Genomic DNA, 16,616 nt, shown 5'->3' with positions numbered 1-16,616 from the left:
CTTATGACAGGATTTTTTCCGCAATGCCCGCCCCCAGCGGTGCCAGCAAAGCCTGCAATTCCTCTTCGCCGAACTTGATGGTGGCGGTGTCATCGCGGCCCAGCATGCCCTCGGCCAGCGCCGACTTGCGCGTTTGCAGTTCGAGCAGGCGCTCTTCGATACTCCCCTCGATGACCAGCTTGTAGACGAATACCTGGCGCGTCTGCCCCAGCCGGTGCGCGCGGGCAATGGCCTGCTCTTCCACGGCCGGGTTCCACCAGGGATCGGCCAGCACCACGGTATCGGCAGCCGTCAGGTTCAAGCCAACGCCACCCACCTTCAGGCTCACCAGCATCAGCGGCACTTCACCTTGCTGGAAGCGGGCGATCACACCGCTGCGGGCGGCTGGTTCGGTGTCGCCGGTGAGCATCAGGCAGGGCAGGTGCAGCGCCTGCAGTTCCGCTTCGATCAGGGTCAACATGCTGGTGAATTGCGAGAACAGCAGGATGCGCCGCCCCTCCTCCACCAGCGCGGGCAAGGTATCGCGCAGCCACTCGATCTTGGCGCGCTCCAGTCCACGCGGCATGCGGCCCTGCTTCAGCAGGTAGGGATCGCAGCAGACCTGGCGCAACTTGAGCAGCGCATCCATTACCGACACCTGGCTGCTGCCCAGGCCGCGCCGTTCCAGCGCGCGGCGGACCTGCTTGTCGGCGGCGATGCGCACGCTCTCGTAGAGCTCGCGCTGGCGGCCCTGCAGTTGCAGGCGTTCGATGATCTCGATGCGGGCCGGCAGCTCCTGCAGCACATCCTGTTTGCGCCGGCGCAGGATGAAGGGGCGCACGCGCTGGGCCAGCAGGCGCGCGCGCACGGTTTCTCCCTGTTGCTCGATGGGCTTGCGCCAGAGCCGCGCGAAGCTGCGCGCATCCCCGAGGAAGCCCGGCATGAGGAAATGGAACTGGCTCCACAATTCGCCGAGATGGTTTTCCAGCGGCGTGCCGGTCATGCAAAGCCGATGACGTGCGTGCAGTCGGCGCGCAGCGGCAGTGCTGCGGGCAGCGGCATTCTTGATGGTCTGCGCCTCGTCCAGCACCAGCAGGTGAAAGCGCAGCGACAGCAGCAGGTCGAGATCGCGCCACAGCAGCGGATAGGTGGTCAGCACCAGGTCGGCCTGTCCCTGCGCAATGGCGCTGACATGGCGCGCGCGGTCCTCGCCATGCAGCACCTCCACGCGCAGGGCCGGGGCGATGCGCCGCGCTTCCTGCTGCCAGTTGAACAGCAACGAGGTTGGCACCACCACCAGCGCGGGCAGGTCGAGACGGCCGGCCTGTCGTTCGATGAGCAGATGGGCCAGCACCTGCGCCGTCTTGCCCAGGCCCATGTCGTCGGCCAGGATGCCGGCCAGGCCATGCTGGTGCAGGTACTGCATCCAGGCCACACCCTGCAGCTGGTAACCGCGCAAGGTCAGGCCCAATCCTGCCGGGGATGCCACCGGTTGAACGCTGCCGGCGGCACGCAGCCGCTGTGCCAGTTGCAGCACGCCGGCAGCGCCGCTCATGTGCCACGGCGCACCGCCTTCCAGCAGCTGGAGATCGGCCTGCAGGCTGTGCAGGCGATGGGCATCCCAGGGCGAGAGTTGCAGCGGTCCGTCCTTGCGCTTGAGGTCCACCAGCAGATCCAGCAAGGACAGCACCACCGCCTTGAGCGGACCGGCCATGGCATCGATGCGGCGGCCGCCCGGTGCACGCAGCGAGATCACGGCATGCGGATCCATGCGCTCCACCTGTTGCGCATCGGCCCAGCGCGGGTCGCGCCGCAACAGGTCGGCTACCATCGGTGCCACATCCAGGGTCTGGCCATCGACCTCGATGCCCATAGCCAGCAGCCAGCGACCACTGGGGTCGAGGCCGTCGAAGATCTCGCTGGAGAAGGCGCGCGGCTGCAGGGGCGCGGCCACCTCGCGCGCGCTGAGCTCACCGGTCTGGCTGCTGACGATGAAGCGCCACGCCGTGACCGGCACACTCTCATGCGCAAACCCCGGCCGCACGCGCAAGGTCCAGCCCTGCTGCTGCAGACGCGGGGCCTGGTCGGCCCAGAAGTCGCCGAAGGCGTCTTCCAGCATCAGGGTCCAGAGCGGACCGGCGTCATGCAGGGGATTCTCGGCACGCCATTGCAAGGCATCCTCACGCAAGGGCAGCAGGCCCATCTCGCGAATGCTCTCCAGTGCCGCGGCCTCGGCGGCGTGGTTGCGCATGACGTGCGCCGGCGTGTAACCGGCTTCGTCATCGGCGTGACCCACAGGGGCCGGCATGCTCCAGCGCTGCGCGCCTTCGCCATAGACCCAGTCGATCTGCGCCACCGTCACCATGCCGCCACGCGGCCCGAACAGCCCGTGCGCGCGCATGCCCAGCAAGCCCTCACCACGGGTGAGTGTCTGCAGGGTCAGGCGAGGATGAAATGCACTGGAGGAAGGCGAAGCAGGCATGCGGCCGATGAAAAACGGGGAAGCGGCCATTGTAGGGCGCTTCAGGCCGGGTGTGCAGGAACGCGGGGGAACTGGCTGGGGTCATGCGCATGCCAGCGATGGGAGGCTTACTTCGCAGGCGGCGTGATGCAGAAGTCCAGCATGCCGAACGGCGTGCGGCCTTCACCGGTAGCCCATACCCACACGGCCCAGCACAGCAGGCCGCACACCAGCAGCAGGGCCAGCAGGATGTGCAGTCCGGATGCCTTGCGCAGGAAGCCTTCAACGCGGTCAAACAGGGCAGTCATGGGAATAGATGCAGAAATGGAATAACTCGGAGTATCCCATTGTAGCGAAGCCCCCGGACCGATGAAATGGGACAAATTGCCGCAGTGTCAGGCTGGCAATATCCTTGCGGGGCCGCTTGGCCGGGGCTCTGTTACCCTAGCGCATTCTTCTCAACGCGTTCGCCACCATGACCACAGCCCTGCTCATCATCGACGTCCAGCAAGCCCTGTGCACCGGCCCTGAAGCCGTCGACAACGGCGACACCACAATCGCCAACATCAACCTGCTCTCGGCCCATGCACGTGCGGCAGGCGCGCCGGTGATCTTCGTGCAGCACGAAGATAGCGGCAGCTTGCAGCACGACAGTGCCGGATGGCAACTTGCGGACGGGCTGCATCATCAGGCCGATGACCTCTACCTGCGCAAGCGCGGATCAGATGCGTTCCACCAGACGTCACTGGAATCGCAGCTGCGCGAACGTGGCGTGACACGATTGGTGATCTGCGGCATGCAGACCGAGTTCTGCGTGGAATCCACCGTGCGTCGCGCACTGGCGCTGGGCTTTCCGGTAACGCTGGCGGCAGGGGCACACACCACCGCACCGAACGGTGTGTTGCCGGTGGATCAGGTGGTGGCCCATCATCAGGCCACGCTGGCCAATCTGGGGGCGTATGGCGTGCGCACCACCATCGCGGCAGCCGCCGATATCGCTTTCTGAGGCAGGCCCTCAGAAGCGCTGCGGACTGAACGGTGCCAGATCGATTTCCGGCACCTCCCCCGCCAGCAACTGCGCGGCGATGCGTCCGGTGCGTGCCGAGCAACCCAGGCCGATGTGGCCGTGGCCATAGGCATGGATGATGTCGGCACTGGCGCTGGCCGGTCCGATGCAGGGCATGCCGTCGGGCGTGCTGGGGCGGCGGCCCAGCCAGTATTTCACGTCCTCCGCTGGCAGCGTGCGCGGCAGGCCGGGGAAGAGTTTCAGGGCGATGTCGCGCATGATCTCGCCGCGCCGCCAGTCCGGTGCCGCCTCGAAGGAGGCGAATTCGACCTGGCCAGCGATGCGCAAGCCGGTTTCCATCTGCGTGGCGATGACCTTGAATTCGGACACCATCATCGGCGTGCGCGCTCGCGCCTCCTGGTCGTGCCCGCCAATGACGGCGTGATAGCCGCGCTCGCTCTCCAGCTGCACCTGATCGCCAGCGGCAGCCGCCAGCGCCTTTGAGCGCGCACCGGCGCAGATGACGGCGGCATCGCAGGCGATCTCGCCCTGTTCGGTCAGCACGGCCTTCAAGCGTCCCTGCTCCACGCGGAAACCCGTGGCCCGGCCCTCGACGCGGCTTGCACCGCGTGCCAGGGCATGCGCCTGCAAGGCCTGCAGATACGCCGCAGGATTGCGGCAATGACCGGCCTCGTCGACCTGGACCGCAAAGCCGAAGGCCGGATCCAGATCCGGTTCGCGTTCACGCAGTGCCGCGCCTTCCACCTCCTGCCACTGGATGCCCAGCTCGCGACGCACACCCCAGCCGAACGCATCATTGTCGAAATGCTGGCGCGAACGGTAGACGTGCAGCACGCCCGAGGTATCGATCAGGTGCGCCACACCGGCGCGCTGCGCCACCTCCAGATGCAGGCGGCGGGCATCGGCCACCAGCGTGCGCAAGGCGCGTGCGGTGGTGCGGATGCGATCACGGCGCGCGCTGGCAAGGTTGCGCAGCAGCCAGGGCGTCAGGCGCGGCAGGTAGCGCCAGCGGATCGACAGGGGACCGAGCGGATCCATCAGATAGCCGGGGACTTTCTTCCACATCCCCGGCTCCACCGGCGGGATCACCGAATGCGAGGAGAGCCAGCCGGCATTGCCATAGCTGGACGCCTCCTCGCTGCCGGCCGGATTGAAATCCAGCAGGGTCACCTGCAAGCCCTGGTCCAGCGCGTGGATGGCAGTCATGAGACCGACGGCACCGGTGCCGATGATCACGGCATGGCGGGGAAAGGCTATGGCGGAGGAAGTGGACATGGCGGGATGTGCGATGCAAAGCAGCATGATACGAGAACCGCGCGCGTCCGTCAGGATCGCGCATGGCGCGTCCTGCGGCTTCGCTCGGCTCCATCACGGATCACGCTTCTCCAACGCGATCAGGGAGTCTGGTTGTAGGTCACCGTGCGCGGCAGATAAGGCTGGCCATTGATGCGCCGCTGCTGATGGAAATTGCCGCTGCCGAACTGCTCGCTGAGGATGTCGTGGCGCGCGTCGTAGTAGCGTGACTGCACGCCCAGCAGGCCCATGACGGTGTGCTCCAGCTGGTCGGTCTGGTAAGGTCGGTATTCGAGCCGGGCTTTGTCCTCCGGGCTCTTGCTGGTGAAGGAGCGGGTCCATGCCAGCATCGGAATTTCATAGCCGGTGGCGTCGCTCACCGACTGGCCGGCGTGATTGCGCGTGTGGCCCACCTCCTGCGCATGGTCGGAACTGAAGAGCAGGCTGGCATGGTCCTGCGGTGCCGCGTTCATGGTGAGCTTCAGCATGCTGCCGACCACGTAGTCGTTGTAGGCCATGGCGTTGTCGTACTCATTGCGCAGCTGGCGTATCCACGCCGAGCGGTCGGCGTCCTCCAGCTTTTCGGTCACGCCATCGCGCACGGTATCGAAACGTGCGTACTGGCTGGGGTAGCGCATGTCATAGGTAGGATGCGCGCCCAGCAGGTGCACCACGATCAGCTTCTTCGGGGACGGGTCGTGCAAGGCAGTGTCCAGCGCCGGCAGCAGGTTGCCGTCGAAATTGTTTTCGCCGCGCCCGGCCCCCTTGTTGATGAACACCTGCTCGTCGGCACGGCGCGAGACCAGGCCCAGCCAGCCATCGTTGGGCGGCTGGTTGGACAGCCAGTGAATCCGGAATCCGGCCTCGCGCGCCAGCATCAGCACGTCCGGCTTGCGGTTCCAGGCCTGCGGATCGTTGAGGTCTGCCGGCGTGAGCATCTTCATCAGCGAGGCCATGGTGGCGGGTTCCGACGAGACCACGTCGCGGAACACGATGAGCTCCTTGCGCATCGCTTCCAGCGTCGGCGAGGTATGGCGCTCATAGCCATACAACGACATGTTGGCGCGATTGAGACTCTCGCCGATGATCCACACCACGGTGTTGCGCTCCGGTCCGGCATAGCGCACCTGCCAGTCGGAGCGATGCGCCATGTTGCGCGCCACATCCGCCTCCATGGTGGCGGCCTGGGCCAGTTGCTCGCGATAGTCGAGATAACGGATGGGCCAGAACAGCAGCGGATTTTCCTTGGCCATCGTGGGATTGAAATGCAGGGCCACGAACACCGCCAGCAAGCAGCCGACGGCGGCCCGCCCGCGCCAGCGCCAGGGCGCGGCGGGCTGTCCCTGCTCGCGTCGGCGCAGCCAGCGCTCGCCCAGCCACAGTCCGGTCCACGCCAGCAGCAGCAGGCCCAGCGCCTCGGCCAGGTCGCGGCCATTGTGGCGAAAGAACTCGCTGCTCTCGGCCGGGTTGGTATTGAAGATGGCTTGCAGCACCAGGATGGGATTGGGGCGCAGGCCGAAATAGTCGCGCAGGAAACCCTTGATGGCGGCATCCAGGAAGAATACGCCGATGATCACCAGCGTCGCGCGCGAGAACCAGCGTGGCCGTTCGCGCATCCACGGCAAGACCAGAAACACGCCGGCGATGCCGGGCAAGGCGGTGGCCATGAGCACGCTGCTCTTGGCCAGTTCGTTGGCACTGATGCGATCCAGTGCCCAGAAGAAGACCAGGCCGATGAGGCCCAAACCAAGTCGCTTGACCAGTTTTTCCAATGCTGTCTTTCCGCCGCCCCGCCCGGCAAAATTTTGTTCTGAAGAAATATTGTCCGGAGCGCCGCTTCCCTGGCGGCTTGTCTCCGGCGGCGCAGACGCTCTGTCCGGCCTGCACGATAGGACAAGCTCGGCGATAATTTGTTTCCGCGCGGCAGGCGAAGTATGGCACCGTGCTGGAAAATGACCAACAATACCGACTCCCCGGGCCCCTGCTTCTGAAAGGAACACCATGCGACTCTTCTCTCACGCCATCCTGGCCGCCCTCATCGGCCTGTCGGCCAGCCTTGCAGTCTCCGCCCCGGCGGCAGCCCAGGGCGTCTATGACGAATGGTCGACGGTGAAGGCACCGGCCGCGCCGGCACTGTCGCACGTAGTCATCGACCCGGCCACCACCGCCGTGCTGGTGCTCGACATCGCGCGCCAGACCTGTCATCCGGACAGCCGACCGCGCTGCGTGGCGATGTTGCCGCGCGTGGCCAGGCTGCTGGCCATGGCACGCGAGAAGAAGGTCCCTGTGATCTATACCCTGGGCGGCAACAGCACGCCGGCCGACATCTGGCCCGAAGCGGCCATGCAGGGCGGTGAGCCGCTGTTCAAGTCGGGCCCGGACAAGTTCATCAATACCGAGCTGGAAAAGTTGCTGCGCGAGAAAGGCATCAAGACCGTGATCTGCATCGGTGCGGCGGCCCACGGCGCGGTGCTGCATACGGCGGCCAGCGCAGCCTTCCGTGGTTTTGACGTGGTGGTGCCGGTGGACCTGATGGCCTCCGACACGGCCTATGCCGAGCAATACACGGCATGGCACCTGGTCAATGCGCCGCGTCTCGGTGAGCGCGTCAAACTGACGCAGCTGAGCTGGATCGAGTGAAGCGGAGGTGACATCATCCGCTGCGCAACAAGTGCAGCGAATGCATCAATGCGGGGATCTGATGCAGGCCATGCATCAATCCCCGGAGGGATTATCTGCTTTCCTGTGCGCGTGGCACGGGCTCAGGCGAACTGGAACAGTTGCGCCGCCGTCTCGCCGGTGATGCAACGGCGATCGGCCTCGTCACTCACCAGACTTTCAAAACGCCGCCAGCTGTCGGCATAGCTGGTCATGCTCTCATGCTGGGTGTGCGGCCAGTCGCTGCCCCACAGCAGGCGATCCGGTCCGAAGTGCTGGCGCAGCAGTGGCCAGGCCTGGCCAGCGAAACGGGCACCGCCCTCGCTGCCGCCATTGCGATACTGCGCCGACAATTTCACCCACACCTGGCGCGAAGGGCCGGTGGAGAGCAGGTAGCGGAAACCCGGGTCATCCACGCCCAGTGCCGCGTCGACCCGCCCGAAGTGATCGACCACGACCTTCAATCCCAGTGCCAGCAAGGGTTCCAGCACCCGTGGCAAATCTGCGGCCTCGCGATGAATCTCTACCTGCCAGCCCAGTGCCGCAATGCGCGTGAGCGTGTCGCGCCACGCGCCGCTGAAATCCGGCAGCGGCGCGCCGCCCACCAGGTTGAAGCGCACGCCGACCACGCCGCCCTGCTGCAAGGCCTGCAATTGCGCGTCGTCGATATCGGCATCGACCATGGCGATGCCGCGCAGGCGCTGCGGAGCGCGAGCGATGGCCTGCAACAGGTAGCCGTTGTCGCTGCCCAGGAAGCTCGGTTGCACCAGCACGCCATGACTCATGCCATGCGCATCCAGCTGCGCCAGGTACTCCTCGACGGTCACGTCGTAAGCGGGCGTGTAACGGCGTACGTCGGCCATCGGCAGGCCACGCGCAAAAACGTGCGCGTGGGTATCGATGCGCAATGCGGGCGCGGTCACGGTGGCGGTCTTGCTCATGCGCCGGTTTCCATCTGGCGTCCCTTGGTCTCGGGCAGCATCAGCACGGCGATCACCACCAGCGAATAGGCGATGGCGGCATCGATGCCGATGGCCTGGCCCAGCGGCATGGAGTCGCTCATGTGGCCGACCAGTACCGGGAAGCCGGCCGAGGCCACGCGTCCGAAGTTGTAGCAGAAGCCCACGCCGGTGCCGCGAATGCCGCTCGGATACAGCTCATTGAAGAGCGCGCCGAGACTGGCCGGGATGCCGGCCGCGAAGAAGCCCAGCGGGAAGCCGCAGATCAGCATCTGGGTATCGGTCAGCGGCAGGAAGATGTAGCACAGCACGGTCGCCACGCAGCACAGTGCGAACGACGCCACGGTGCGGCGGCGGCCGATGCGGTCCAGCAATTGCGCACTGGCGATGCAGCCACACCAGAAGGCGATGATGATGACGGCCAGATAACCGCCGGTAGACAGGACCGACAGGTGCTTCTCGGTTTTCAGATAAGTCGGCAGCCAGGTCATCAGCGCATAGTAGCCACCGTGTGCGCCCACGCCGAGCAGACTGCCGATGAGGGTCAGGCGCAGCACGTCGGGACGGAAGATGCCCAGCAGCGTACTGGCCGCAGGCTTGCTGGTGGCAGCCTTGCGGCCGGCCAGGAAGGCATCGGTCTCGGACACCGAACGGCGCACGTAGACCACCAGCAACGCGGGCAGCAGACCGATGACGAACATCACGCGCCAGGCCATTTCCTGCGGCAGCATCGTGAACAGCACCGAGAACAGCAGCACCGCACCGCCCCAGCCCACGGCCCAGGCGCTCTGCACGGTACCCATGGCGCGGCCGCGATGTTCGGCGCGGATGGTCTCGGCCATCAGCACCGCACCGGCCGCCCATTCACCGCCGAAACCGAAGCCCTGCAGGGCTTTGAGCACCAGCAGCTGCGGATAGCTTTGGGCGAAGGCGCTCAGGAAAGTGAAGAAGGAAAACCAGATGATGGTGATCTGCAGGGTCTTGACGCGCCCGTAGCGGTCCGACAGGGCGCCGGCGAACCAGCCGCCGATGGCCGAGGCCACCAGCGTGGCACCGCTGATCATGCCGGCGTCCGCCTTGGAGAGCGAGAAGGCCGCGATCAGCGCGGGGATGGCCAGGCTGAACATCTGCACGTCCAGCGCATCCAGTGCCCACCCGCTGAAGCAGGCCCAGAAAGTCTTGCGTTCCTTGGCAGTGACCTGCCGATACCATGAAAACATTGTCTCTTCCTCTATGCCGAAGGCGCGCTACCTCGGGCTTCCCCGTCCGGCCGCCAGGGCGGTGCCGGAACGTGATGCAAGCACGATGGTGGCGCGTAGCTGATTGATATATTTAGTGGACTACTCATATAGTCATCTATATGAGTTAACGGAAGATAACACAGCCGGGGTGACTCAACAATCCTCCTGAATCCTGATTGGTATTCCTCAGAGTTAAGAGAAAATTTCATCAAAATTTGGCACTAATTGAGAGGAATTCTGAATGAGTGTCGAAAGTCTGTTGATTTACTCGCAGAATTGACCCTCGCCGTCGCCCCACTTTCCACTGCCTTCCGAAGGCAGCTACGCGGTCATACAACCCCTCATATCCCAGTTCTTTCAGGTCCAGGAACATCTGTTTCAGGGTTCTTCTTTGCTTCCGTGATTTGACTGCCTCAGCGCTCAGCCAGGCGGAAAGTCTAGGCGCGAATTCATCGAGCGAGCTCGGTGATTGCCTGGTGGGATAGGACGGTTCGCTCGCCTCGCCCCTAATTAGGTGGTTCCCCCAAAATTCCGAAGGTGGTGCCGTTTAGGAGTATTGCCTGGCTCCTTTACCGAGAATATTCGCCAAAGACGAAAGCACCGGGCTTCGCAAAGAACACCCCAATTTGCAATAGAAGCACCACGTCCAAAGGTACCTGGGAGATTCCAATGCTGTTCAGGCCGCCTTTGCTCAGCCGTTTTGGCGGAGCGCGAAGGAGCCGTACCGAGATTTCAGCGGCAATGAAGATCCAGACCACTTCAGATTCCGGAATGACTGACTGCGACCTGTAGCTGGTAAATTTCTCAAAGAAGCTTGCCTTTGCCGACACTCTTTTTCGACAGCTTCTTGACACTCATGACAATTATGCCAATCCCCGCAGCGCCCGCACCGTAGAAAACAGCCTGTATATCGCCATCAGCTGCACGCGGCTTTGCTACCGACGAGTGCTACCTATGCTGTGTCGCGAGGGCAGGGACGTGCGCAAAAAATGCGTCTATCGACTATAGATACTAGAGGGGCTACAACTTCAAATGAAGGTCACGCTCTTTAAAGAGAGCTGTTGAAAACAATAGCGCAGCATTAAAATCCTAGTGATACCGATACTTGACTTACAAATCGCTGGTACGCGAACCTCGAAGTTTCGCTATTTCTCGCAACGGCCGCCGCTCCAAATTGAAAGTGTCGATAGCTATCATTCCCGGCCGATATTCACTTCCCAGTATCTCAGCAAGTCCTTCAGAATCTTTGCGCCAAAGGGGATGCACGACAACGGTACATACAGGCTCCCCTGCCACAGAGCGGTCAATGAGGCATGCTAGTCCTGATTCAGACAAACGAGTGGTGGAAAGCACGCTGGGCCGCATTGCCGCTACATTTTCGGTCAGCTCGAACGCGTGCTCCCGCCAGCCGCGAAGCTCAGGCAAAGTTTCCTCTTGAGGATTCAATCCGCATGCATATTCGGCGTCTACCAGAGCTCTGAGATAGGACATTCCAAGCCGCCAATCGAGCAACCCGTGATAACGACGATTACCGAAGCGTTGGATACAGCGATAGCATGAAGTCTTGCACTGTAACGGGTGATTCGATACCTCACTGTAGTCTGCCATGAAATCAGTTAGCGGCCATTTGTCACCTTGCGATAGGACAGCTTCTACTAGTTCCCCTATATACGGAGGCGCACCAGGTACGCTCGCCTCACCAAGACGCCGACACAGCCCGGAGCCATTGATTAGTGCATCGGCGATCTGCAACATTGGCCGCCCATCACGTAATCGCGGTTCGAGCGCTTCGAACTCCTCCGCTGAAACATCGAGTTCCAGCGCCGCCTTTTGCACTAAAATCTGTGTGGCGCTGATTGCTGCCGCTCGGGTTGCAATGTCAACGTGCGTCCCTTTGCGCGACACCCGGTCAAGAGTCAGGCGAGAATCAAACCGCTGAAGCTCAAGGTAGATTGCGTCAGTTTTCTTGCGTGAAACTAGCCCGAACGACAACCCTAAATTGCCATTCAATTCATAACGCGCGACGTTTTTCTCTCGCTCGGATGAAGAAACTGCCTGAAAATTTTTCAGCTCCAGTGTTCTTTGCTGATGCTTGATCTGAACAAACTTATCGCTAACCTCATCTACTTTGAAGCGCTGCCCAACTCCATCGTGGTCTGGTACGCCATCGTTAAGTTGCATGATCGTTGCACCCGCGCCGCGTCGAACTACCATGTTCCGGTATTCGATGGGTTCTCCTTGGTCGATGACAGTTGCGGCGGTGCGCTGTGCTGTGCGCGGGGAATCGTCTTTTGCAGCTTTAGGGTGAAAGTCCGTGCGGAATGCAGTCGGTGTCAAATATCGTGTAAAGCACTGGGTTGAGATAGGATGATGGCAGTCGTCACATGATAATTCCGCGGCAGGTTCCGACTCACTATGCTTAACTGACCCGCAATTTCCGCAAGTCGCCACGAATAACTGAGACTCCCACCAATTCGACATCACATCGACATTCACATGCCCCCATGGCTTGGGCTCACTCAAAGTACCAGTGAATCCAATAACCCTGTGATACTCCTTGTCTTTGGCCAGTACCGCGCCGGGTGCATATTCAAACACTGCCATGTCTAGATCGCGATCGATCGTTGACCATTGGTATTCTCCGCCCTTATCCTGCCGCAACTCTAAATAAAGAGGCCGCACTCTAGTAGGCATTCCATACATCGGTAACATTCCACATTCTGCGAGAAAGTTAGCCATGCCGAATGGCGCCTTCGGTGCGTGCTCCCTCAGCGCCTCGATTTGATCCATCAGCTGATCGACGGAGGCTTTTTGAAGCAAGCTCTCTCGATGTTTATCTTTCACCGCAGCTATTAAAAATCGGTCACGCGCATCTATTGTTGCCTCAAGAGCGTTGCGAAGCCTGGTCGGCCATTGAGCATTAATGTCGTAGTAGTAGTCGGCCGTAGTCACGTATTCACCGTGCACATCCGGCGGCAATAGCAAGTCCCCGGGATAAATATCGCCACGAGCATGGAGGTCCTCGCGTAATCTTCGGAACGCTGCACGCAACCAGCACTTCCTAAGCAATCGAAGCGGAATTGGATCATGTCCCACCGCTAAAAATGGAGGCGGCGGCGCATCGCCAGTGATTGCCTCAGGATGTGCAAAGTAATAAGCGTCATGGGTACGCCCACGGCAGAACGTGGCGACGAATGAGAATGCCTGCCCCCGACGTCCGGCACGACCAACGCGTTGTTGATAGTTGAAACGTTGCGGCGGCATGTTAGCCTGATAGACGCTCTGCAATGCTCCAATGTCTATCCCGACCTCCATTGTCGTTGTAACGGCAAGCATATCTATCTGGTTTGCACGTTTTTCTGTTTCGCTTTCATTATTTACGAAAATCCCCTTGAACATGCGCAGGCGATCCGCGAAATCATCGGTTTGACCTGTTAGCTCCTCTACCCTTAGACGGAATCGACTAACACCATCCGCGATTCCGCGTGCGATGCGCTGGCCCAAAAAGTTGCAATTCCATAGCTCTTCTACCGTTCCGCTCGGCTGCACATCAAACGAGTTGCCACAGCGAGTGCAGCAGCCGACCCCTTCATGTAGATGAACCCTGCCGCAGGTGCTACACCGCCAATAGGGATCTCCTTCCCTGGTTACCTTAATATACAGATTCTCTATTTGGAACATTGCACTCCGATGACCGACCGCGGCGAACCGGTCAATGATGTCAGATAGCCCGTCTACGGCACCTGTCTCGCCGTAGACCTTGTTAGCGAACTTTCTGACCCGATTCGTGAGTGGGACGTCGCCTCCCTTTACCCACTCCTTCATTTCGGTTGAGTCGACGTATTGGTTATCACAGATCCTATATGCTCCAGCGAACACTCTCAGCCAAGCATCCATTTCGTTCTCATCGGACCGGTCATGGTAAGCAAAACATGGATAGCCAAGCCCAGTTTCCTCAAGTGCAAAGAAAGTGTTCGCAAAAAGGACGTCGTCGATGAGCTCATACTGCTGAGTGAGCATCTTGCTATTAAGCTCCGAACGATCGGCTCCTACCAAATTTCCTGCATATTTAATGGCTTCGCCTGAGTGCTCGAACAATTCATACCACTCTCGATTACCAAAGCGCGCGCGGCCAGTCTTATCGAAAGGGTGAATGCCCATGCGGACAAATTCGGCGACTAGCTCGCCGACCGGTCCATCCGGCCCCTCGCATTGCAGTAAGTCTCTAAGCGGAACTTTTCGGCCAGCCGCCGGAAGCGGTTTCCCGTCGCCTCCCTTTTTAAATCGAGTGGCTAGCTGTTCGATCTCTGGATACTTTTTCTCCGCTATAAGCTCGCTCACCTGACGACCATATTCCTCCTCGCTCATCCACGAACTCTGTTGTTCCTCAGCTCGTTTCCTCGCAGCCCATACAAGCACCTCACGTCGCAGGTCACGCAAATGCATGCTTTCTATCTCAAGTGCCTGATTTGCGGCGTCCTGCCGGCTATCGGAAAAGCAGATTCCTTTAGGCTCAGCTCCGATGGCATGCAATAGTTCGAATAGCTCAGTAGCAACCAGTTGCGAAGATTTCGAAACACCAGTACGAAACGCTCTTATTGGGGAGCGAGAACGGTTGCTGGCCAAACGCCGCGAATAATCGGTGCCACAATTTGGACAACAGAACGGTTGCGCCGACCTTTCATGGGCCGTCGAGGTCTTTGCCTTTTTACCTTTTCCTCCAGCTACCGCGTCGGCTTTCTGAAAGTACAAATAGCCGCCAATATGTCCTTCAGGTATCTCCTCACCAAGTGTCGCCGTTACGACGCCTGAATTCGGATCAAGATGGGCAAGGTCCCACTGATCATAGTCGCGATCTGGTAATAAGGGCTTGGCACGAGACGGCCAGAACACGGCAAATTCCTCGAACGTCATGCTGTCATAATATTCATTGGCAGCAGCCTCAGGTAAATTTTCTAGATTGCCGGATGAAGGGAGTAATTCTGTGGCTCTTCCATCACCAGTTCGCTGCCCACGTTGCCCGCCAATCAGTAGTTCTCCGCATGCTTCACAGTACAGTAGCTCAAATAGGCGGCGGCCGCGGCTTTCTCCTTCAGCGGCTGGAGCATGTGACAGACCACGTTCGACAGTGAGATCAGAAAACGTAACGTGGCTCGCCAACAAACGTGGTGCTGCGAACAGACCCTCGACATTACGGATGAATGTATGTAAGCGGAAGGCCGGTGTATTGGAGTCCACTCTGGTGTTCCATGCTCCAGATTCTGGTAATGCTCGTGCTAGCATCAAGCCGCGCAGCGCCTGCAATGCGCCTGAAGATTCGGGAGTAAACAGGCGTGCACAGATTTCAGATACAGCAGTCGCACGTACACCACCTCCATCTTTGCAAGCGTAAGTAAGCGCTGCAGCCGCAGCCTCTGCGATATTTTTTACGATTTCATCCTCATTCGCACCGCTTACACCAAGCGCTTCAGCCACCTTCGCGATCATGATTGAAATCTCTTCATTGCGAGAAAGTCTAAGCACGAAGTCGTTACCAGATCCGATAGCCGTTTGCAAGAGAGCAGCGAAAGGTTCTGGCTTAATGAGTCCTCGCTTCCACGACGGTACGTTGGCCACGCCTTTTATCACGCAACCACCCCAGAACTCCGGCTGCTCTGAGCCTCTGTCATTAGGGCCACTGCACGTGCCATATGGTGAGAATAAATCGCGAAGATAGGTGCGTGAACGCTCCCCATCTTTCCCATCCATAGGTAGCGACGCCGATGACGCCAATATGCGTAGTTTGTGTCTATGTTTAAGCTCAGAAAGCCCTAGACGATCAATCAAGGTTTTCACCAGAAAAGCCACCTCGGTACCCGCCGATCCACGGATAAGATGCAATTCGTCAAATACAAGGTAAAAGTAAGCGTCGTCGTGTTCGGTCAGCCATTTTCTTGTGTGTTCAAAAATTGGATCTTCGACTTCACGAGACAACATCGCTCCTAACATAGAGGCATTTGAAACCAGTATGTCGGGCGGCGTGGCCTGCATATCCCAACGAGAGAGCATCTCGCCGCCGTCCGTCGATGGAAAAATGTAGCGCGTTGCGTCGGGCGGCGCTTTACCTTTCCCCACTGCGTCCAGCGCTTCCCTTTCATCGTGTTGCCGAGCGGCACGTTGATTCTCTTCCATGGTGAGTAATGCGGCACGCAATTCGTCAAGTCGGCGCGCCCGCCGAGCCTTCTCCTCCTTAGTACCGGCCAGGCGGGGATGCTGTTCATATCCGGTAACTTTCGTTGCGCTTGTGTACTGCCCGAAAAAGATCCGGTTCGCGGCGAGGCGCTCGTCCATCACTGCTCGCGCTTCCTCAGAATCCAATGTCTTTCGTAGCCGTACCATCTGATCGTCTACCAACGCATTCATTGGATAAAGCACCAACGCTCGGACGGCGGCTGGCCGCTGCTCACCTTCTCGCTGCAAGCTCCAGCTTGCCTTTTCGTCATGCCACCATGGCTCGGACAGGTATCCTTTGTCCGGTGCAGGCCAGCGCACAGCTTCGTTTGCAATGGCCGCTAGAATTGGAAGCATAAAGCTCTCGGTCTTTCCTGACCCAGTTCCGGAGGTGACAATACCTGGCTGACCTGATCGCAATCCTCGCGCTAACATTGCAACTTGATGTTGATACGGGGGATACGTCGATTTTCGACTAAACTGTCCTTCAGCTGGCTTTCCTTCAAAAAGCCCGGATAGTGCTAGTTCTACGAACGCACGTTTTCCGTTTGCAGAGAGGTGCGAAATTGGGCCATTAACATCGGTTGCCAGCTCTTCGAGAGTTTTTTCGCTGGACTCGTAACGCAACACTGGCTCAAGGTAAGGTTCAGTCGTCAAAACTCCTTCTGACTCCAAGAGCTGTCGCCGAGCAGCAGCAACCTTAGGATCTGATATACGGAAGCTGGTCTCAACATAGGAAATAAAAAAATCCTTTATGCGGCTGAATCCGCCGATGGCGTCAAGCATGG

General features: G+C 60.1%; 9 protein-coding genes and 1 pseudogene. 2 read left to right on the top strand and 8 right to left on the bottom strand.

The genetic code is table 11. From position 1 onward, the window contains the following. Window position 1: 1 nt before the first annotated feature. Entirely contained in the window at window positions 2-2,491 is a 2,490-nt protein-coding gene (locus ACWHXP_RS21810) for a DEAD/DEAH box helicase (protein WP_489635067.1), read from the bottom strand. A gap of 77 nt (window positions 2,492-2,568) precedes the next feature. Beyond that, on the bottom strand, window positions 2,569-2,748 hold the full coding sequence (locus ACWHXP_RS21805; RefSeq protein ID WP_034331740.1) for a hypothetical protein: 180 nt from the start codon (window positions 2,746-2,748) through the stop codon (window positions 2,569-2,571). Window positions 2,749-2,915: 167 nt separating this feature from the next. Between ACWHXP_RS21805 and ACWHXP_RS21800 the strand changes: the two genes are divergently transcribed. Continuing rightward, on the top strand, window positions 2,916-3,446 hold the full coding sequence (locus ACWHXP_RS21800; RefSeq protein WP_209569502.1) for a cysteine hydrolase family protein: 531 nt from the start codon (window positions 2,916-2,918) through the stop codon (window positions 3,444-3,446). Window positions 3,447-3,455: 9 nt separating this feature from the next. On the opposite strand, the gene ACWHXP_RS21795 is transcribed toward ACWHXP_RS21800, so the two are convergent. Beyond that, window positions 3,456-4,742 carry an NAD(P)/FAD-dependent oxidoreductase gene (locus ACWHXP_RS21795; protein WP_489624137.1) on the bottom strand — a complete coding sequence of 429 codons (1,287 nt, stop codon included), beginning with the start codon at window positions 4,740-4,742 and terminating at the stop codon, window positions 3,456-3,458. 119 nt (window positions 4,743-4,861) lie between these two features. Continuing rightward, window positions 4,862-6,532 carry a phosphoethanolamine transferase gene (locus ACWHXP_RS21790; protein ID WP_489624138.1) on the bottom strand — a complete coding sequence of 557 codons (1,671 nt, stop codon included), beginning with the start codon at window positions 6,530-6,532 and terminating at the stop codon, window positions 4,862-4,864. A 229-nt stretch (window positions 6,533-6,761) separates the two neighbouring features. On the opposite strand from ACWHXP_RS21790, the gene ACWHXP_RS21785 reads away from it, so the two are divergent. Next, window positions 6,762-7,400: a cysteine hydrolase family protein gene (locus ACWHXP_RS21785; protein WP_034331743.1), complete on the top strand. Its 639-nt coding sequence runs from the start codon at window positions 6,762-6,764 to the stop codon at window positions 7,398-7,400. A 122-nt stretch (window positions 7,401-7,522) separates the two neighbouring features. Here the strand turns inward: ACWHXP_RS21785 and ACWHXP_RS21780 are convergent, their stop codons facing one another. From ACWHXP_RS21780 to ACWHXP_RS21765, 4 genes and pseudogenes are all read right to left on the bottom strand, one after another. Further along, the gene (locus tag ACWHXP_RS21780; RefSeq protein ID WP_199725051.1) at window positions 7,523-8,359 is read right to left on the bottom strand and encodes an amidohydrolase family protein; all 837 of its coding nucleotides are present in this window, start codon (window positions 8,357-8,359) and stop codon (window positions 7,523-7,525) included. Next, window positions 8,356-9,597 (bottom strand): MFS transporter, encoded by a 1,242-nt coding sequence (locus ACWHXP_RS21775; RefSeq protein ID WP_034331744.1) that lies wholly within the window; start codon window positions 9,595-9,597, stop codon window positions 8,356-8,358. Before ACWHXP_RS21775 ends, ACWHXP_RS21780 begins: the two co-directional genes overlap by 4 nt. A gap of 310 nt (window positions 9,598-9,907) precedes the next feature. Next, window positions 9,908-10,135 (bottom strand): annotated as a pseudogene (locus tag ACWHXP_RS21770) (IS21 family transposase); the annotation flags it as partial. A gap of 593 nt (window positions 10,136-10,728) precedes the next feature. Then, complete coding sequence (locus tag ACWHXP_RS21765; protein WP_489635068.1) at window positions 10,729-16,614, bottom strand: DEAD/DEAH box helicase; 5,886 nt, start codon at window positions 16,612-16,614, stop codon at window positions 10,729-10,731. Between the last annotated feature and the right edge of the window lie 2 nt (window positions 16,615-16,616).

The sequence above is a fragment of the Herbaspirillum sp. Her2 genome, assembly GCF_057961375.1.
This window is presented reverse-complemented; position numbering and strand designations above follow the sequence as displayed.